Below are 18,560 nucleotides of genomic sequence, written 5' to 3' on the forward strand. Positions count from 1 at the left end.
CGACCTTGCTTCTTTTTCATGATTCCCTAATTTAAGGTTCTAAATTAGTTCAGTTTTTTAGGGGCTAGTACACTATAAACAATAAAAGCCTGATTTATCTGAGCCAGGCTTTTGTTTTGCATCAATTCACAAGAGCTTTCCTTCCTGTCATTCCTGCACTAATGGAGCCTTATTTTTCCTACTCGCACGTTTTTCATTCTTGTATATAGAATTACCCAGATCACTAAGAATACAATTAATTGAACAACCAATACGGGCTCCTGAGCTGTTACATCTGAATACATTATTCCCACACCAATAAGGGTTTACCCTTTGTTGGTGTCCCGCACTGGTCGTGGCGTCTCGCTATACTGGCATAGAAGTTTTAACACCTCGCTTTCGCGGGAAGTCAAAGATATGACCTGAATTCCTTGTACAAGGAAATTTTTATGGAAATTGAAGGCTAAACTTCCGATAGAAAAAACATCAACTAATGGTTCTGAAACTACAGGGAGAATTCTGTCGCGGCTTAACAACACCTGAATTCTAACGATTAGTTCCGCCGCGCCGAAAAGAGAAATCAAATCTTTATAAATCCATTTTTTAAAACAGAAGGTAAGGCATTCGTCTTATCTTGCACAGGTAAACAAAGAAAAATTAAATGAAGAAAACGCCCCGCTCCTTACTGATATTGATTTTAGGGTTGCTTTCAGCTTTAGGGCCTTTTTCTATCGACATGTATTTGCCCGGCTTCCCTACCATAGCCGCTGATCTAAATACATCTGTTGACCAGGTCTCTTACTCGCTATCCAGTTTTTTTATAGGCATTTGTATCGGCCAGCTCATTTGCGGCCCTTTGCTCGACCGCTTTGGCAGGAAAAAGCCCTTGTATCTTGGATTGGTTATCTACATCATCGCCTCCTTTGGTTGTGCTCTGGCAACTTCTGTCGAGGTTTTAATTGGACTACGATTCCTCCAGGCCCTGGGCGGTTGTGTATGCATGGTGGCGCCTGGAGCCATTGTACGTGATTCTTTCCCGGCCAACGAAAACGCCAGGGTTTTCTCTTTATTAATCCTCATATTGGGAGTGTCACCAATCATCGCCCCTACAGTGGGAAGTTTTGTGATTGCGGTTTTAGGCTGGCACGCTGTATTTATCGTGCTCGCTATTATTGCGGCCCTGTTACTGGTTCTGGTCATCTTCCTCCTGCCCGAAAGCAAACAGCCCGATCGGTCCATGTCTCTCCGCCCTAAACCCATTATCACTAACTTCCTGTTTGTGTTAAAACAACCACAGTTTTTCACCTATGCATTCTCCGGAGCTGTTGCAGCCGCGGGCTTATTTGCTTACCTGGCTGGTTCGCCCTTTGTTTTCATGAATATTTACAAGGTTACCGAACAACAATATGGCTGGATCTTTGGATTAATTGCCGCAGGTCTTATCACCTGTAGTCAGCTCAATAATGTGATGCTTAGAAAGTATGATAGTTCTCAAATCATCAAAACTGTTTTGCTTGTTCAAACCACTATCGGACTGGCTCTGTTTTTGGGAAGTTATTTAGATTGGCTCAATATCTATACCACCATCGGCTTGATATTCCTGTTCCTGAGTTGCCAGGGCTTTAGCTTTCCTAATTCATCGGCTCTTTCGCTGGCCCCTTTTACACGCGAAGCAGGTAGCGCATCAGCCTTAATGGGAGCTCTGCAAATGGGCTTTGGTGCCTTGGCTTCTGCCTTCGTGGGACTGATCAATAATGGCACTACCTTACCTATGACCGGAGTTATGGCGGGCTGTGCATTATTAGGTTTGATTATTCTGAGTATGGGCCGTAAACGCTTAGATTATAAATCGAGAATTGTGGATGTGGAAGAGCAAGCTTTTGAGCAAATTGAAAAGTATTAGGTTTTACCATGCCTGGTTGGTGTTTACGCCCTGGCTGGTGTCTTTGATGGAGACACCAACAAAGGAGTAAAGCTGTAGAAAGGACCCTTATTAACGAGATAAATTTAATTACAAGCCAAATCAATATTCTTTAAATAAGAAACAATCAAATTTCGCCGCGCTTTTGCGCGACTTCTGAGGTTCTGATTGCTCAATCATCTTTGATAATGATTAAGTAAAGTTACGTTCGATAGATTGAGAATTTACGATCTGTATTAATGGTATTGCAGCCTTAAAACGGGACCAAAAGAAGTCTTAATTGAGTTTTAGATATAGAAAGATATCACCGTTTACTGCGACTAAATTAACTGAATATTTGTACATCGAATGTTCGCTGCTAAAAAAATAAATGTTATTCCTTAACTAAGGACAAAACGAACTTAAGTGATTCTATTTCAATTGGCTTTGTCAGATACTCATTCATCCCTGCTGCGAAACACAACTCACTGTCTTCCCTCATAGCGTTTGCTGTCAGAGCAATGATAACCGGCTGTTCTGCGAAAGTACGCCGAATCGCTTTTGTTGCCTCAATACCATCCAAAAGCGGCATCTGTAAATCCATCAATATAACATCGTAGAACCTGGTTGCGAACTTTTCAACAGCTTCTTGTCCGTTGGCTACCAGGTCGGCATCATACCCTAGTTTGCTCAATATCTTCATGATGACTTTCTGGTTTATCAAATTATCTTCTGCAACCAGGATCCGCAGGGGATACTGACTGGCAAATTCCCCGGCTAAGCTTAACTCCTTTCTCACATATGGCTTTATCTGTTTTTCACTTTTCAATAAGGCTGAACATACAGCTTCTTGTAACACACTGCGTTTGATAGGTTTAGCAATAATGTCATAAAGTAAGTTACCAAATTTCGCTTTTGATCCTTTGGCGTCCGAACTTAACAGAACGATAGGGATATTACGCCCGGTATCTGCGACTCTCTTTACAAGTTCGTCAAGCCCCGGCATCTGCTTATCATACAAGATGAGATTATAAATATCCGCACCCTGCAATAGTTGAACTGCCTCGGCAGTGGCAGATACTGTGACAGGAAAAGCCTTCCAATCTGTCAACTGTTTGCTCAAAACTGACTGGCTGCATAGGTTATCATCAATAATCAGTACTTTTTTACCCTTGCAGCCATCCGAATTCAGCTCCGCATGCGAAGTTGTCGAATTTATTTCCAGTGCTACGTCAAAGTAAAACGAAGTGCCTTTACCCACTTCACTGATCACTGAAATACTGCCGCCCATTAATTTTATTAGACGTTGAGAAATAACCAGGCCCAAACCCGTACCTCCAAAGTCCCTGGTTGTCGAGCCGTCAACCTGAGAAAATGGTTTAAATAAGCGTCCGAGTTTCTCTCGCGAAATTCCGATACCTGAGTCCTTTACAGTAAACCCCAGCTGCACACCTGAATCAGATTCCTCAGTTACAAAAACCTCCAGCAGCACCTCGCCCTGTTTGGTGAATTTTACCGCATTGCCAATTAGATTTATGAGTACCTGACGAAGCCGAAGTGAATCCCCTTTCACATTTTCGGGCACCTCAGGATGTACATAGTACATTAGCCTAACACCTTCAGAGTTTGTGATTTCTGCAAACAGGTCGAACACATCATCAATACATATGCATAACTCGAAATCTGCCTTGTTAAGTTCCATACTCCCCGACTCGATCTTAGAAAAATCAAGAATATCGTTAATGATTGAAAGCAACGCTTCGCCACTCTTTTTTATGATGTCAACATGTTCTCGCTGCTCTTCAGTCAGCTCGGTGTTTGAAATTAACGAAGCCATCCCCAAAATACCGTTCATCGGAGTCCGGATTTCGTGACTCATAGTAGCCAAAAAGGTACTCTTTGCCTTGTTAGCGTTTTCCGCAGCTAACCTCAAAGTCTGTTCGGTCACCGAATTTCTCATCAGTTCATCAGCCTGTGCTTTTAGTTCAACAGTCTGCAGCTGTAATTCTGCCAGCAGCTTGTTCTTTTCCTGCTCTAAAATTTTTGACTTTGTAATATCGGCAATTGCGCCAACCATTCGCAAAGCTTCGCCATTATTGTCTCTTATCACAAAGCCTTTATCGATGACATAGCAAAAAGATCCGTCTCCTTTTATAACCCTGTATTCTTTTGACCAACGGGTAATGGTCCCCGGCTTTACAAGTCTCCTGATTTCATCATAAACTTCCATTTTATCATCTGCATGTATAAAGTCAGTCCATTTCCCGTCCAGGCTGTCATAGCCAAACAGGGTTTTAAAGCCTTCGCCTCTAAATACCTGCTGGGTTTTCAAATCCCAATCCCAGATAGCCTCATTTGTGGCTTTTGTAGCCAGATCATACCTGTTGTTAGTTTCTGATAGCGCTGATTCTACTTCCCTTTGAGGAGTTATATCGTTGGCCATGCCGTAAACGCCGATAATTTCCCCATCAATAATTATCGGAAGGTTCGTAACGCGAAGGCTCCTTTTATTTTGCTTAAAAGTTATAATGTCAACGTAATAGGATTGAGCACTGCCTGTTGCAGCAGCCTCGAAATGTTCAAGTATTCCCGGCAAATCAGCGGGGTTCAATAAACAATGGAACGATATTTTTAGCAATTCTTCCACCGTAGTTTCCGCTAAAGCCGCCGCGCCCTTATTAACTTTGACGAAGTTACCCTTAAGATCGAATGCGAAAACTGCGTTTGGATTATGCTCAAAAAGCGATTGGTATTCGTTATGACTTCTAAGCAACTCCTGACCAGCAATTTTTTCCTTTTTCCTTGAAGTTTCTCTTTCGGTAACATCGGTTAAAGAGTGAAGTATATACTTCACCTCCCCATCTTCATCCAAAACCGGAATATTCTTAGGTATCCAATACCATTCACCTGGTGTTATAGAATCAGAAATGCGGGCTTGAAACGCTATCATCTCCATCTCATTCTCTGCCTTGTCTTTCAGCACCTTTAGTAATGATTTCCTTAACCGCTCCAGCCACTTATCATTCTCAGCCGTCAGGTCCGATAATACCTCAAAAACACTGGCTGATACTATCTGCGAATCGTCAATGCCTAAAATATTTTGAAAACAGGTAGTGCTTGCCAGAACAGGGAAGATGGTTGATTCAGTAGATAATATGAGTAGTGGAGTGGGAGATAATTTAAATATTGAAAAAAATTCCGGGGCTGCAATCATATTAAGAAAATCAAGTTTTGACATACTACAGAAAGGCCAGTTATAACTCAGCCCTGTTACGATTTAATTCGCTTTAGGTTCTAAAATTCCTTCTTGATCTTGAGCGGAATTGGGAGGCCGGGAATTTCGAATTAGAAATTCCTTCATTTACAGGGAAAGGGGCACTTAACTATTAATATATTTCTGCCTACAAACGGGGATGAAGCGAGAAAAGCGATTTAATCGCATTTAACCCGAACTAGCTAAAAGATTGCAGCATTAATTTCGTCGTCTGTAGGGTTGGGTTTTATTTTTATTCCCCGCAGAATCTCCTCCTTAGGGACTCTGGATCTACTGATTGGTGCTCTTACTTGGTTGAACATTTCGAATACAGATAGACTTTTCTCCATGGTGTCTGACTGAAGAATCGACCGTTATCTTTGTTTCCGAATCACCTACTGTTTATCAAGGGTAATTCCACGGGCATTAAGTACTCCATCTCGTTTTATTTTTAAAAGGTCTTCCGCATACGTTCCAACCAGCGGACGGGCTTTAGAGTCCTCTACCAGGTAATAAGGATCTGTATATACTGGACGTGGATGTAAAAAAGAAAACGTTTTTGTGTCAAACCAGAGGTCGTCTTTAAACCTTATTTGAACTGGTTTTATAGTTTTATCTTTTATATGCTGGTCATACAAATAGGGATCTCCAGGGAAAGCCCATCTATTATCAACAGTCGGATAAACCTCGAAAAACTGATACTTTTCCTGTATCATTCTTCCACAGTAGTCGGTAACGAACAGCATGACGTTCTTGTGCTCAAAGAATGTGGGCCCTGAATGAACAAACACACTAAACCGTGCAGTATCTCCGGGATAGTTCCCATGAATATTCTGGACCACCTTATATTCTGCTATTGATTCGGCATCAAACTTTATAATGTTGCAATAATATATATCAGGAACTGGTTTTACGCTCACTTTTTCGCCAATGAAGACATAAGTCTTATGAGGAATAGTGTCGGGACAGATCTCAGGGTTATATTCAACACAAGTTTCGGGTGTAAGGATAATGCGTAAGGGCTTCATTTTCAGCAGGTCCTTGACGGCATATTTACTGGTATGGTAGAAAGCTCTTCTAAAGTATAACGTATCCGTCCTATCTGCCATGATCCTAAAATTTTCCAATCCTGATACATGCAGTACCAAGGTAGAATCTTTAGTAAGTTGTTCATACATGTCCGAAGCTTTCGTGTTCCAGCCTCCGTTTATGACAACCTGGTTACGGAACCGTACTAAAGTATCGTTCACTGATATCTGAACAAAGCTATTATTCTTGCTGGTATCTCGTGCTATTCCTTTAACAAGCACCCTTTGGGCGAACAATAGTATAGGCAATGAGCAAATGATAATGATAATAAGTTTTTTCATTCTCACAGGAATCGGTTTCAGTAGCTAAAGTAAGGAAACTTTGGCAGATGCGCGTTCTCATTAAAAAGATGAAAAAAAGCATACACTCTTTGTTCTACAGTCTTTTTGTGTATTTAAAACATTTGCACAGGTATCAAATTCATCACTGCTTTAAATGAACGAGCTATTCCTCTTGACAGCAATCTATCGTTAAGACATTCTGATGCCCGCTTAAAATATCGGGCTAATTTCTTATAAAGCACTGGGCCACGGGGAGGCCACACATGGTATACATGATTTTTTTGTGGTAAAAGGTAACCTGTTTAAATGGCAGCAACAAGCCATTTTGATAGAATCGGGCTTGAGGCACCTTATGCTGAGGTAGAAGATCTTAATCAATATATCTTACTCGGCGGTGGCGACCTGAATGGTATCTTAAAAAGTTTCAGACAACATACCTATGAGACAAGCGAGTTCAGGGATATTGTTGATTACATTAAAAACTTTAATAAGACTGTGAAAGTATTGTTTTATGGATATGATTTTCAAAGTCCGTATAAAGTACTAAAAAATCTGCGAGCTGAGATTAAAGGTCCCCAAGCTCTTTTAGCAGCAGACAAAAAAACAAAGCTATTAGCCACACAATCACAAGGTTTGAAATTGTAATAAGGTTGCTCAATAATAGAGGTATTATAGAATTTTCATTAAAGCATAGAAGTGCTTTCTGCGTATGGAATGGGATAAGCGTTTCACTATTTTCATTCATTTTTAATCCCGAGGCGACCATCTCTCCTGGTTTTAATTAAAGACAGCACGATACTGGCTGTGATTACAATTGCCATAATAATTAAGGATATGAAAGTGGGAATCTTGAAAACGTCTACCATTACCATTTTTAGACCTACAAATACTAAAATTATGGCCAATCCGGTTGAGAGGAAGATAAAACGGTGTATCACCTGAGCAAGTGCGAAGTAAAGAGACCGGAGGCCCAGAATTGCAAAAACATTCGAAGTGTATACAATGAACGTGTCCTGAGTGATTGCCAGAATTGCCGGAATGCTATCGACAGCAAAAATCACGTCGGTAGTCTCTATGAGTATGAGCACCAGAAATAATGGAGTAGCATGTCTTTTTCCATTTTCCATAGTAAAAAACTTCTCTCCCGCGAGGTGGTTAGTCACCGGCATCACTTTTTTGAAAAATCGAATGACAGGATTTTTTTCGGGTTCAATTTTTTTATCCTTTTCGGTAAACATCTTATATCCAGTGTAAATAAGAAAAATCCCAAATAAGTAGATTGTCCAGTGGAATTTTTCTATCAGAGCAACTCCTGCAAAAATAAAGATGACGCGCATTATCAGAGCGCCAAGAATGCCCCAGAATAAGATTTTATGTTGATAGATAGATGGAATTTGAAAATACTTAAACACCAGCACAAACACGAAAATATTATCCACACTCAAAGATTTTTCGATAACGTAGCCCGTAAAAAACTCAATAGCTTTATGCTCCCCAAACCAGTAATATACAAGGCAATTGAAAATCAGTGAAAGACAAATCCAAACACCCGACCATGTTAATGCTTCTTTAACAGAAACTACATGAGCCTTCCGATTGAATACTCCTAAATCTAAGGCCAACATTAGGAGTACAAAAATATTAAAGCCTATCCAAAAGCTGCTGTGTACTTCCATATGTAATTTTAATAGTCTATTGTAGGTTGAGGTGGTTATGGAGCGGGCATGAATATTAAAGCTATGCGATTCAATATTCATGCTCACTCTAAACTCCAACAAAAGACAAAAGGCTATTGTTTCTGCATCACCCCTTTGGCAGGGTCTCCCAGGCCTCTCTTGGTTATTTATCAGCCTTTACTGAACTTTACTTAACCCAACTGAATACATTTGTCTTGCTTTACCTGTAATTATTTTGGGGAAATGTGGTGAGTTGGGGTTTTAAACTGCTAACACGATGAATGTTTAACGGAAACATGCGGTTATTAATTATCATCGTGTTACAATACAAGTCCTGGCCTCAATCTCGGGTTCTTCAAAGTCTGCGAACTTCTGTGATTTCGAATTGTCTTGCAGCACCTTTCAGAGTAGTTAAGATGGAGTATTGAGGTTCTACTTCAGCATACGCACAATATAAATAGACCCCATGGCTAACAGGCGACTTACTATAAATATCAGCCAGGAAATCACTTTACTACCCTTAGTGATAACAATTTTAAATTTAGCGGGGTCGTCGTCTTTCTTGTCAGCCTCGTATATGTTAAATAGTAAGTGGTAAAGTATAAATCCTGGGATAATCAAAACTAGGCCGACCAAACTACGTCGTCCGGTTGTTGCGATTATATTTAAATCGAATGATGCATTAATAATATTAAGGGAGGCTATTAATAGACAAAAAAAGGTCAGCAAAACCTGTAAAAAGGCATGACACCAATGATGCGAAAAGTCATCAGCGTACTTTGACCGAAGATGCCCCTGAAACCATACATAATAATAGGTCAAAATTAGCTTTTTTATCATCGTCTTTTGAGACTAACGGTTTGTATTTGTATTGTGCGGGATTAAAAGCACGTCACTTCATACCAGGAATAAGGTAATTAAAAAGCACAAAATTTGTTATCCTACGTTAACCCGCATAATTCAAATACTTTGTTAGGCGGCGGCTTTATTTTATGCAATTTCCTAGTCCGTCCTTCCATGCATAATAAAGTCCTTGAGATAAAATTCTTTTTAAATTGTCGTTACTTAACCATGGAAACTTACTGCTCATTTCATTTATTAGTGCGCTTTTCAAATCTGTCTCTTTAATAGTCTCTCTCCTGTCGCATACGTCTTTTAAAGTCGTTGAGATAAATCCAAATCCGACCTTTAAAACTTCTTGGCTTAAGTTGTTATATTCATCTAAATCAGAGGAAGATAATGAGTCAACCTTTGCAGCTAATCTTAATTGAATTGGTTTCAGCCAGTCTTGTCCCCCCATGCTAAAGCAAGGTCGACTGATAAATTTGAAATATCATCTTTGGTCAGGGTCTTCATCTGATGGTTCAGTAGCTGCCGTGGTTTTGTTAAGCTGCCGTCGAACGGTTTAGAGCTTTGCGAAGATGGCGGATAGAAAGCACTTCTCTGTCACCCGGCACAAAACTTAGTTAAAAGTAGAAAAATTTCGAGAATCACGTCACCAGCCATTTTTGCAAAGGCTGTGTTATAGGGCGTTTTTTTATTCATCAATATCTTCAAACGGCACGATAAAAGCCATCCAAACTTCGACCGTATCTCCCGAAAAGCTTCCGGGCAGAGTAATTGCCTCCGTCGCGGCATTCCTGGCGGCGGTTCCGGTAGTATAGACGTACTGAGATTTCGCCGGATTATAAATCATCAGCTTCGCCTTATCAGTAGCCTTTGCGTTTCCGGAACCTGTGTTATCCGTCCAATTCAGCGTTAGCACAGCCTCATCGGCAGAAGAGGCCGCCGCATTCCACGGACCGGTAAGATCACCCTGACTAAACATTACTTTAGTGTAATCTATCAAATAATCGGGATAGGTACCTGTTATGGCCTCCTTCACAATCAGCGAAGTTGCTACATTAAAACCTGTACTGTTTGCCGCCGCTTTTCTGAAGCCAATGCTCAGTAAAGGGCTCACGGGCTTCAAAAAGCCCACAGCAAGAGCCAGCTTAACACGCTGCTCCAACTGTTTGTCGGTAGGCGCCTTTGATGATTTCTTCGGTAAGCTGCGCATGTAATCTATTCCGTTCCAGTTGCTTCCGACTACTGTTCCGACCTTGCCGGAAAATGAACCGAGGATTCCTTTTGAATAAGTTCCCATAATCTTGTTTTTTAAGTTTTGAATTTTTAATTAAAATTTCAGCATTCTGTTTGTACCGGTACGCTGTGCTGCTGAAACGAAAGTAGAGGCTGAAAACGAGCGAAAAAATAGCTGACCCTATCTGACCCAGTGCTGACCTCTATTGACCCTGAAAAATGGCGTTTGTTCAGCTCTTGTTCAGTTCTTGTTCAGTTCTTGTTCAGCTAAAACCGCCTTCAGAGCGTTCTGAGCTGAACAAAGGGTAAAGAAAGTATGAGGGAGAACTGAACGAGGTATAGGGCCGGAGGCAAGATCAACTAATGACTTTTACCCACTTTGGGCTTTTCGAGCTCCTTTGTCATTGCAATCATCTGTCATTTCGACCAGCGGGAGAAACTTTCCCAGCATCAGATTTCCATCCATCTCAGAATGGTAAATGTGCTCCGTTATTTTGCGTGCTTAAAGGTAAATTTTATTTCTCCCTAGATAATTTCTGACACGGGTTACTACACGAAATGCTGAGTTGCCGTGACAAAATCACCATATGGGCACACGAAACGTTAAATTTCCTGTACTTAGCTCTTTAATTATTTATGAAAAGCTTTGCATTTTTGGTTAAGAGGGGGCCTCATATTTCTTGGTTTCATAAAAGATCCTTCATATGGTATACGCTTAATAAGTGGCGGGTATGAGGAGAGGATGACGTGGAGCGGCAGATTAAATTAATCTAACTTCATTTAAGAAATGATTAATTCTAATATATCGCAATGATGGGGATATCTATACCTATATTCACCTAAATCTTAATTCCCTGCTTATGAAATCATTACTACTAATTTTTGCCGGCTCGTTGTTTCTTTCAGGAAGTTTGATTGTACCCAAAACGATAGAATATCCTTTTAAAAATGCCGTTGCTACATGCACTGGCTCAAAATCTTGTAACGCATGCAAGAATTGTAAATATTGCAAAAACTGTGCGAAAAATGGCGGGAGTTGCGGGGTATGTAAATAGTTTACAGGGAGCCATTGGTTACTCAACAAATTTATCGGGCACTCTACCTTGATCATTTACAAAATTAAAAGGGAGCCTTGCAGTTGCGGGGTATTCTATAAAAAAGAACATTCCCCTCCTTAAACCCGACAGCAGCGATACCGGCCATTGCGCTTAAGGCCCGCAGGCGTATAGCTAATGGCGGGGCTGCAGGATCATCTGTGCCAGGTGCTTTCCTTTTCAAAAATCAAAACATCGATATCATTATTAAGATAATTCTTTAATTTCACAAAGAATTACATGGCATTTGTATAAGGTAAATAACCAGCCACAATTCGCCTCTAATATTTTTATTATTTCCCTTGCGTATCTAATTTCTTCTACCGATATTTGCAAACTCTTTAAAGAGGTCAATTAAAAAAGATACACATTATACTATAGTCATGTCGAGAATTTGTGATTTAACAGGAAAGATGTCAATGAATGGGTATAACGTTTCGAACTCGAACGTTAAAACCAAACGCAAATTTCATCCTAATTTGCACGTTAAAAAGTTTTTCATCCCTGAAGAAGGACGTTGGATCACCCTAAAAGTTTCTGCTTCAGCTATTAAAACGATCAATAAAAACGGTATCACTGCCGTAATTAATAAATTCCTTAAAAAAGGATCCATTTAATAAATTTATAAAGAAAAGAAATGGCTAAGAAAGGTAACAGAGTTCAGGTTATATTAGAATGTACTGAGCAAAAAGAAAGTGGCGTACCTGGGATGTCTCGTTATATCACCACCAAAAATAAAAAGAACACTACAGAGCGTTTAGAATTGAAAAAATTCAACAACTGCCTGAGAAAAGTAACTGTTCACAAAGAAATAAAGTAATAAAGGATAGAATGACTGAATGATAGAAAGGTAGATTACAATCCATTCATTCATTCATTTACTCACTCATTCAATCATTATAAAAGAAACATGGCTAAGAAAGTAGTTGCAACCCTGAAAACCGGAAAAGGTAAAGAATACTCCAAAGTAATTACTATGGTGAAGTCTCCTAAAACCGGCGCTTACACATTTAAAGAAATTATTGCGCATAACGATCACGTTAAAGACGCAATAGACGAAGCAAAAAAAGTTTAATTACTTTTTTCTTTAAAATATTTAGAGCCGTCCCGATGCAAAATCAGGAGGGCTTTTTTTGTATTAGCTTCACAAAGCGTCATCCTGAGCTTGTCGAAGGAACAGGTCGAAGCATGAGCTTGTCGAAGCATAAACAATTTGCACATATCACTATGGGATTATTTGATTTTTTCAAGAAAAAGGAAACTACTCCGGTAGAGCAGGAGGCCCTGGATAAAGGTCTAGAAAAAACCAAGGAAGGCATTTTCTCCAAGCTTACCAAAGCTGTAATAGGCAAATCGGTGGTCGACGAGGAAGTGCTCGACGAGCTGGAGGAAATCCTTGTCACTTCTGATGTTGGAGTAGGCACCACGCTGAAAATAATTGGAAGAATTGAGGAGCGTGTGGCACGCGATAAATACCTGAACACCTCCGAGCTGAACGGTATTTTACGGACCGAGATTCAGGACCTGCTTGCAGAAAACAACAGCAGTGATTTTGAACACTTTGATTATGGCAACCACAAGCCTTATGTAATTATGGTGGTGGGCGTAAACGGAGTAGGCAAGACTACGACCATAGGCAAACTGGCGAATAAACTGAAGGAAGCCGGAAATAAAGTGGTGCTTGGCGCTGCCGATACATTTCGTGCCGCAGCCGTAGAGCAGCTTAAACTCTGGGGCGAGCGGGTTAACGTTCGTGTGGTTGCGCAACCCATGGGCTCCGACCCTGCTTCCGTGGCTTTCGATACCTTACAATCAGCCGTGGCAAACGGTGAGGATGTAGCTATAATTGATACGGCAGGCCGCCTGCACAATAAAATTGCCCTGATGAATGAGCTCACTAAAATTAAAAATGTAATGCAGAAGGTGGTTCCGGGCGCACCGCATGAAATTCTTTTAGTGCTCGATGCCTCAACCGGACAGAACGCTATTGAGCAATGCAAGCAGTTTACCCAGGCAACAGATGTAAATGCTTTAGCTTTAACTAAATTAGACGGAACTGCTAAAGGCGGCGTTGTTATAGGTATATCAGATCAGTTTAAAATTCCGGTTAAATATATTGGCGTTGGCGAAGGAATGAATGATCTTCAGCTTTTTAATAAGAAAGAGTTTGTAGAGTCTTTGTTTAAAAGTTGATTACACTGATATGAGAGGATACCACTGATTATTAATGGATTAAAATAATTATAATTGACAGTATAGCTTGAGATCCGTATACCATAATTTAGTTTATACAGTTTATTCATATGGAGGATAAATTTCCGGCAGATAAGCTTACAGAAAAAATTATTGGATGTTGCTTTTCAGTGCATAGGGAATTAGGGCCGGGGTTTAACGAGAAGATATATTCAAATGCGTTACAAATCACATTAATTAAAGAAAATTTAAGCTTTGTAGCCGAAAAAAGAATTTGTGGTGATGTTTGATAGTAAGCAGGTAGGAAAGTTCAGATGCGATTTATTAATAGAAAACTCGGTAATTGTTGAGCTAAAATCTGTAACAGGCTATCAACCCAAGTTATTTCAAAATCAGTTGATCTCCTATTTAAAAGCAAGCAAAATTAAAACCGGCCTGCTGATAAATTTCGGAAATACCAGCTGTGAAATTAAGCGATTATCAGTATAACTTGAGCAAGTAAAAAATCACATGGAAAAAATCAGTGAATCATTTAATCCTCAGCATAATCTATTAAAACTCTTTACAATCAGTGTAATCCCCTTAAATCAGTGCAATCTTTTTTAAAATCAGTGTAATCATCATTAATCAGTGCAATCACCTTCAATCAGTGAAATCATCAATAATCAGTGCAATCACCCCAAATCAGTGTAATCTCCTCAAATCAGTGTAATCCCCCCAAATCAGTGTAATCATTAATAATCATAAAAAAACAAATGAGAACGAAATCAGTGAAGTTGCCCAATCTTTCAGAGACATCAAAAACCAAACCCAGAGTAAACGTAATAACCCTCGGTTGCTCCAAAAACGTATACGACTCTGAGGTTCTGATGGGCCAGCTTAAAGGCAACCTGATTGACGTGGTACATGAAACTGATAAAATCAGGAAGGACGATATTATTGTTATTAATACCTGCGGCTTTATCGACAATGCCAAACAGGAATCTATAGATACTATTCTGCAATACAGTGAGCTGAAGGAACAGGGTAAGGTGGGCAAAGTGGTGGTTACCGGTTGTCTTTCCGAGCGCTATAAACCCGAGCTGGAAGCCGAACTTTCGAATGTGGATGCTTTTTTCGGCACCAACGATCTTCAGAATATCCTGACAAATCTGGGCGCCGACTATAAATACGAGCTGATCGGCGAACGCCTTTTAACTACCCCCTCACACTTCGCATATTTTAAAATTTCTGAAGGCTGCAACCGTCCCTGCTCCTTTTGCGCTATTCCGCTGATGCGGGGCAAGCATGTTTCCAAATCCATTGAAGAACTGGTAAAGGAAGCCAAGGGACTTGTGCGCAACGGGACCAAAGAACTGGTAGTAATTGCGCAGGACCTTACTTATTACGGTCTGGATCTTTATGGAAAACGTAACCTGGATGAATTGCTGCGCCACCTTTCGGATGTGGACGGCCTTGAATGGATCCGTTTACAGTACGCTTATCCTTCCGGTTTTCCGATGGAAATTCTGGATGTGATGAACGAGCGCTCCAATATCTGCAATTACCTGGATATGCCCCTTCAGCACATCAGCGACAATATGCTGAAATCAATGCGTCGCGGCATAAGCAAACAAAAAACTATTGATCTGGTAGATGCTATCCGTAATAAAGTTCCCGATATCACCTTACGAACTACTTTAATTTGCGGTTATCCCGGAGAAACAGAACAGGATTTTAATGAAATGAAGGACTGGGTTGAGGAAACCCGTTTCGACCGTCTCGGCTGCTTCACCTATTCGCATGAAGAGAAAACATCTGCTCACTCTCTTGTGGATGATGTTCCTGACGGAGTAAAAGAGCAGCGTGTGGAAGAAATTATGGACGTTCAGCAGTCAATTTCCTTTGATAAAAATCAGGAGAAAATTGGCAATACCTACAAAGTGCTGATCGACAAAAAAGAAGGCGATTATTTCGTCGGACGTACAGAATTCGACTCTCCGGAAGTCGACAATGAAGTTCTGCTGCATGCCAGCACCAATTATGCCACCATAGGAAGTTTTGTTGAGGCAAAGATCGAACGCGCCGAAGACTTCGACTTATATGGACAAATTGTCAAATAAGCGTTGCATCACGGGGGATTTAAATGAATTCCCCTATTTTCGTGCCCACGATGAAAGCAACCTGCATCGATTATAGCGATACGCATAGTTTTTCTGAAACGCTGTTAAGCTACATATCCCGCGATCCGAAACTGGAGCCTTACCTCTCCTACTGGCCGGATTTAGAAAATTTCGGCAAACTGATTGGCGATAAGAAGGAAACCGTAAACCGGGATGTTCTGGTGAAAGCCCTAAGAAAACAATATTCCGGTCCACAGTACAATACCCCTGAATCTAAATTGGTACTGGAAAATATCGAGAGCCTGAGCAGGTCCGATACATTCACCATCACTACCGGTCACCAGCTTAATATCTTCACCGGTCCCCTTTACTTTATTTTCAAAATAGTAACGGCCATTAATCTTGCCTCAGAACTCAAGGCCGCTCATCCTGATAAACACTTTGTTCCGGTTTACTGGATGGCTACAGAAGATCATGATTTTGCGGAAATTAATCATACCAACCTGCATGGCCTGAAATTTTCATGGGATGAAGAAGTAAGCGGAGCAACCGGCAGAATAAACCCTGCTTCTATTCGCGACACCCTAAAAGCCTATGTGAATGCGCTCGGATATACCGAACATTCCGAAAAGCTGAAAGCTATACTGGAGGAAGCTTATCTAAAGCAGGATACCCTTGCCAACGCGACACGTTTTTTAGTGCACAGCCTTTTTGCCGGATACGGCTTGCTGATACTTGATGCCGATGATACTGATCTGAAAAGAGAATTTTCGGAAATTGTGAAGCAGGATATTCTGGAACAAAGGAGCCATAAAGCCATTACAAAAACTTCTGAAGAACTTGAAGAACTGGGGTTCGAAACCCAGGTGTATGCCAGGGAGATCAACTTTTTCTATTTGAAGGATAATCTCCGCGAACGCATAGTTTTTGAAAACGGAAGATGGGAAGTACTGAATACGGAAATCTCTTTCGGTAAACATGAGCTGATTGCCGAAATTGACGATCATCCCGAAAGGTTTAGTCCGAATGTGGTGATGCGCCCCCTTTACCAGGAAGTCATTTTACCGAACCTGGCCTATATTGGCGGAGGAGCGGAAATTGTTTACTGGCTTCAGTTAAAACAAAGCTTCGAACAATTCGGTGTAGACTTCCCTGTTTTAATACTCAGAAATTCTGCATTGATCGCCAATGAATCCCTGGGTCATAAGTTGAGCAATTTAACTATTCCTCTTAAAGATATTTTTAAACCTGCGGAGATCGTAAAGAAAGAATATGTTATTCAAAACTCCGGGCATAACCTGCATTTAAACGAGGAGTGGGAGGAATTCAGCGCTTTATTTGAAAAGATTAAGCTCAGGGCCCATAGCATTGATCCTACTCTCGCTCCCAGCTCCGAAGGGGTAAAAGCCAAACTCAGGAACGCGCTCGACAACCTGGAAAAAAAGTTCATCAAAGCGGAAAAAAGAAATCATGAAGTCGCATTAAGGCAGATTGAGAATCTTCGCAATACTTATTTTCCGGGCGACAGTTTACAGGAACGCACAGAAAATTTCGGCTTGCTTTATACCCGTTTCGGGGATAATTTTATTGCTGAGCTGATTCATCATTTTAAACCACTCGACCTTAAATTCACTGTTTTAGAATATTAAACATGAGTTCATTCATTATCCAGGAAGAAAACTTAAGAAATTTCACTGAATCTGTTTTTATAAAAATCGGTTGCCCTGATGCCGATGCGAAGCTTGCGGCCGACGTTTTGCTGGCTTCCGATCTGCGCGGAATTGATTCGCATGGTGTTGCCCGCTTAAGCGGATACATCAGGCTATGGGAGAAAAAAAGAATTAACCCGACTCCCAACATCACTATTGTGCATGAAACTGCCACCACTGCTACGGTTGATGGCGATAGCGGCCTGGGACTGGTTGTTGCTCCCTTTGCTATGAAGCTTGCTATAGAAAAGGCGGAGAAATACGGGTCGGGATGGGTATCGGTACGCAATTCAAATCATTTCGGTATTGCCGGATACCATGCCCTTGAAGCCGTAAGAAAAGACATGATTGGCTTCGCAATGACGAATGCGAGTCCGCTTGTTGCCCCTACCTTTACTACCGAACGCCTCTTAGGTACCAACCCCATGTGCTATGGTTTTCCGGCAGGCAAATACCCGCCTGTGATTGTGGATATGGCTACTTCTGCCGCGGCTAATGGAAAACTGGAGATCGCGCAGCGTTCTGGAAAGCCGGTGCCCGATGGATGGGTGCAGAGCAGGGATGGTGAAAACACTACAGATCCGCATGCTTTAAAATCAGGAGGCTCTCTGCTTCCTCTTGGCAGCGACAGGGATCACGGAAGTCATAAAGGCTTTGGTCTAAGCGCTACGGTAGATATTTTATCCGCTGTACTTTCCGGCGCCAACTACGGCCCCTGGGTCCCTCCTTTTGTAAGCTTCTTAGATCCTTTACCAAACCTTCCGGGATTAGGGATCGGGCATTTTGTGGGCGCTATGCGTGTCGATGGCTTTCGCCCGGTAGATGAGTTTAAATCCCATATGGATAACTGGATTGAACGGTTTAAATCGGCAAAACCTATTGATACTTCTCAGCCGCTTATCATTCCCGGTGAACCCGAGCTGGAAGCCCAGGCCGACCGTAAAATCAATGGCATCCCGCTGGTAGATTCTGTTGTAAAAGATTTGAATGAAATGGCCGCTCAACTGGGAATAAAAGGAATATCTTAACGTCAGGCTGAGCCCGTCGAAGCCGGAGCCTGTCGAAGCCTTACATGACATCATTTTCATCTTGTTCATTTTCAAGAAGTTTTACTTAAAGCACCTTGTCATCTCGACGGCTTCGTCAGGCTGAGCTTGTCGAAGCCCTACACCTTGTCATCTCGACGGCTTTGTCAGGCTGAG

General features: G+C 41.2%; 18 protein-coding genes. 12 read left to right on the forward strand and 6 right to left on the reverse strand.

Going from position 1 to position 18,560, the window contains the following annotated elements:
• The first annotated feature begins 640 nt into the window (after positions 1 to 640).
• The gene (locus tag WG906_RS17300; RefSeq protein ID WP_339994096.1) at positions 641 to 1,882 is read left to right on the forward strand and encodes a multidrug effflux MFS transporter; all 1,242 of its coding nucleotides are present in this window, start codon (positions 641 to 643) and stop codon (positions 1,880 to 1,882) included.
• 391 nt (positions 1,883 to 2,273) lie between these two features.
• Here the strand turns inward: WG906_RS17300 and WG906_RS17305 are convergent, their stop codons facing one another.
• Both WG906_RS17305 and WG906_RS17310 read right to left on the reverse strand, forming a co-directional pair.
• Entirely contained in the window at positions 2,274 to 5,117 is a 2,844-nt protein-coding gene (locus tag WG906_RS17305; protein ID WP_339994097.1) for a response regulator, read from the reverse strand.
• A 410-nt stretch (positions 5,118 to 5,527) separates the two neighbouring features.
• A complete protein-coding gene (locus WG906_RS17310; RefSeq protein ID WP_339994098.1) occupies positions 5,528 to 6,502 on the reverse strand; it encodes a hypothetical protein in 975 nt (324 codons plus the stop codon).
• A gap of 306 nt (positions 6,503 to 6,808) precedes the next feature.
• Between WG906_RS17310 and WG906_RS17315 the strand changes: the two genes are divergently transcribed.
• Positions 6,809 to 7,147, forward strand: a complete 339-nt coding sequence (locus WG906_RS17315) for an erythromycin esterase family protein (RefSeq protein ID WP_339994100.1) — start codon at positions 6,809 to 6,811, stop codon at positions 7,145 to 7,147.
• Between the two features lie 92 nt (positions 7,148 to 7,239).
• On the opposite strand, the gene WG906_RS17320 is transcribed toward WG906_RS17315, so the two are convergent.
• The 4 genes from WG906_RS17320 to WG906_RS17335 form a co-directional block, all read right to left on the reverse strand.
• Positions 7,240 to 8,178 carry a TerC family protein gene (locus WG906_RS17320; RefSeq protein WP_339994101.1) on the reverse strand — a complete coding sequence of 313 codons (939 nt, stop codon included), beginning with the start codon at positions 8,176 to 8,178 and terminating at the stop codon, positions 7,240 to 7,242.
• 432 nt (positions 8,179 to 8,610) lie between these two features.
• On the reverse strand, positions 8,611 to 9,018 hold the full coding sequence (locus tag WG906_RS17325) for a hypothetical protein (protein ID WP_339994103.1): 408 nt from the start codon (positions 9,016 to 9,018) through the stop codon (positions 8,611 to 8,613).
• A 145-nt stretch (positions 9,019 to 9,163) separates the two neighbouring features.
• Complete coding sequence (locus tag WG906_RS17330; protein WP_339994105.1) at positions 9,164 to 9,478, reverse strand: hypothetical protein; 315 nt, start codon at positions 9,476 to 9,478, stop codon at positions 9,164 to 9,166.
• A gap of 237 nt (positions 9,479 to 9,715) precedes the next feature.
• The gene (locus tag WG906_RS17335; protein WP_339994107.1) at positions 9,716 to 10,324 is read right to left on the reverse strand and encodes a DUF6266 family protein; all 609 of its coding nucleotides are present in this window, start codon (positions 10,322 to 10,324) and stop codon (positions 9,716 to 9,718) included.
• Positions 10,325 to 11,208: 884 nt separating this feature from the next.
• Between WG906_RS17335 and WG906_RS17340 the strand changes: the two genes are divergently transcribed.
• The 10 genes from WG906_RS17340 (at position 11,209) to WG906_RS17380 (ending at position 18,386) form a co-directional block, all read left to right on the forward strand.
• Entirely contained in the window at positions 11,209 to 11,367 is a 159-nt protein-coding gene (locus WG906_RS17340; RefSeq protein WP_339994108.1) for a hypothetical protein, read from the forward strand.
• Positions 11,368 to 11,737: 370 nt separating this feature from the next.
• On the forward strand, positions 11,738 to 11,971 hold the full coding sequence (gene rpmB / locus WG906_RS17345; RefSeq protein WP_339994109.1) for a 50S ribosomal protein L28: 234 nt from the start codon (positions 11,738 to 11,740) through the stop codon (positions 11,969 to 11,971).
• Between the two features lie 20 nt (positions 11,972 to 11,991).
• Complete coding sequence (gene rpmG, locus WG906_RS17350) at positions 11,992 to 12,174, forward strand: 50S ribosomal protein L33 (protein WP_339994110.1); 183 nt, start codon at positions 11,992 to 11,994, stop codon at positions 12,172 to 12,174.
• 90 nt (positions 12,175 to 12,264) lie between these two features.
• Complete coding sequence (locus WG906_RS17355; protein ID WP_339994111.1) at positions 12,265 to 12,429, forward strand: DUF4295 domain-containing protein; 165 nt, start codon at positions 12,265 to 12,267, stop codon at positions 12,427 to 12,429.
• A gap of 152 nt (positions 12,430 to 12,581) precedes the next feature.
• Positions 12,582 to 13,547: a signal recognition particle-docking protein FtsY gene (gene ftsY, locus WG906_RS17360; RefSeq protein WP_339994160.1), complete on the forward strand. Its 966-nt coding sequence runs from the start codon at positions 12,582 to 12,584 to the stop codon at positions 13,545 to 13,547.
• Positions 13,548 to 13,657: 110 nt separating this feature from the next.
• On the forward strand, positions 13,658 to 13,837 hold the full coding sequence (locus WG906_RS19500; RefSeq protein ID WP_431844489.1) for a GxxExxY protein: 180 nt from the start codon (positions 13,658 to 13,660) through the stop codon (positions 13,835 to 13,837).
• Complete coding sequence (locus WG906_RS17365; RefSeq protein WP_339994112.1) at positions 13,827 to 14,036, forward strand: GxxExxY protein; 210 nt, start codon at positions 13,827 to 13,829, stop codon at positions 14,034 to 14,036. The genes WG906_RS19500 and WG906_RS17365 overlap by 11 nt, the downstream gene beginning before the upstream one ends.
• 266 nt (positions 14,037 to 14,302) lie before the next feature.
• Positions 14,303 to 15,649, forward strand: a complete 1,347-nt coding sequence (rimO, locus tag WG906_RS17370; RefSeq protein WP_339994113.1) for a 30S ribosomal protein S12 methylthiotransferase RimO — start codon at positions 14,303 to 14,305, stop codon at positions 15,647 to 15,649.
• A 23-nt stretch (positions 15,650 to 15,672) separates the two neighbouring features.
• Positions 15,673 to 17,298, forward strand: coding sequence for a bacillithiol biosynthesis cysteine-adding enzyme BshC (gene bshC, locus WG906_RS17375; protein WP_339994114.1), 1,626 nt, complete (start codon positions 15,673 to 15,675; stop codon positions 17,296 to 17,298).
• Positions 17,299 to 17,300: 2 nt separating this feature from the next.
• The gene (locus tag WG906_RS17380; protein WP_339994115.1) at positions 17,301 to 18,386 is read left to right on the forward strand and encodes an Ldh family oxidoreductase; all 1,086 of its coding nucleotides are present in this window, start codon (positions 17,301 to 17,303) and stop codon (positions 18,384 to 18,386) included.
• The last annotated feature ends 174 nt before the right edge of the window (positions 18,387 to 18,560 follow it).

This window comes from Pedobacter superstes (genome assembly GCF_037622515.1).
Classification (GTDB): Bacteria; Bacteroidota; Bacteroidia; order Sphingobacteriales; family Sphingobacteriaceae; genus Paradesertivirga; species Paradesertivirga superstes.

What these genes read in the sequence shown, in the direction of transcription:
- rpmB (WP_339994109.1), top strand. Translation starts at nt 11,738, where the DNA reads ATGTCGAGAATTTGTGATTTAACAGGAAAGATGTCAATGAATGGGTAT.
- WG906_RS17330 (WP_339994105.1), bottom strand. Translation starts at nt 9,478, where the DNA reads ATGGGGGGACAAGACTGGCTGAAACCAATTCAATTAAGATTAGCTGCA.
- WG906_RS17325 (WP_339994103.1), bottom strand. Translation starts at nt 9,018, where the DNA reads ATGATAAAAAAGCTAATTTTGACCTATTATTATGTATGGTTTCAGGGG.
- WG906_RS17300 (WP_339994096.1), top strand. Translation starts at nt 641, where the DNA reads ATGAAGAAAACGCCCCGCTCCTTACTGATATTGATTTTAGGGTTGCTT.
- WG906_RS17320 (WP_339994101.1), bottom strand. Translation starts at nt 8,178, where the DNA reads ATGGAAGTACACAGCAGCTTTTGGATAGGCTTTAATATTTTTGTACTC.
- WG906_RS17355 (WP_339994111.1), top strand. Translation starts at nt 12,265, where the DNA reads ATGGCTAAGAAAGTAGTTGCAACCCTGAAAACCGGAAAAGGTAAAGAA.
- WG906_RS17305 (WP_339994097.1), bottom strand. Translation starts at nt 5,117, where the DNA reads ATGTCAAAACTTGATTTTCTTAATATGATTGCAGCCCCGGAATTTTTT.
- ftsY (WP_339994160.1), top strand. Translation starts at nt 12,582, where the DNA reads ATGGGATTATTTGATTTTTTCAAGAAAAAGGAAACTACTCCGGTAGAG.
- rpmG (WP_339994110.1), top strand. Translation starts at nt 11,992, where the DNA reads ATGGCTAAGAAAGGTAACAGAGTTCAGGTTATATTAGAATGTACTGAG.
- WG906_RS17315 (WP_339994100.1), top strand. Translation starts at nt 6,809, where the DNA reads ATGGCAGCAACAAGCCATTTTGATAGAATCGGGCTTGAGGCACCTTAT.
- WG906_RS17335 (WP_339994107.1), bottom strand. Translation starts at nt 10,324, where the DNA reads ATGGGAACTTATTCAAAAGGAATCCTCGGTTCATTTTCCGGCAAGGTC.
- WG906_RS17380 (WP_339994115.1), top strand. Translation starts at nt 17,301, where the DNA reads ATGAGTTCATTCATTATCCAGGAAGAAAACTTAAGAAATTTCACTGAA.
- rimO (WP_339994113.1), top strand. Translation starts at nt 14,303, where the DNA reads ATGAGAACGAAATCAGTGAAGTTGCCCAATCTTTCAGAGACATCAAAA.
- WG906_RS17310 (WP_339994098.1), bottom strand. Translation starts at nt 6,502, where the DNA reads ATGAAAAAACTTATTATCATTATCATTTGCTCATTGCCTATACTATTG.
- bshC (WP_339994114.1), top strand. Translation starts at nt 15,673, where the DNA reads ATGAATTCCCCTATTTTCGTGCCCACGATGAAAGCAACCTGCATCGAT.
- WG906_RS19500 (WP_431844489.1), top strand. Translation starts at nt 13,658, where the DNA reads ATGGAGGATAAATTTCCGGCAGATAAGCTTACAGAAAAAATTATTGGA.
- WG906_RS17340 (WP_339994108.1), top strand. Translation starts at nt 11,209, where the DNA reads ATGCCGTTGCTACATGCACTGGCTCAAAATCTTGTAACGCATGCAAGA.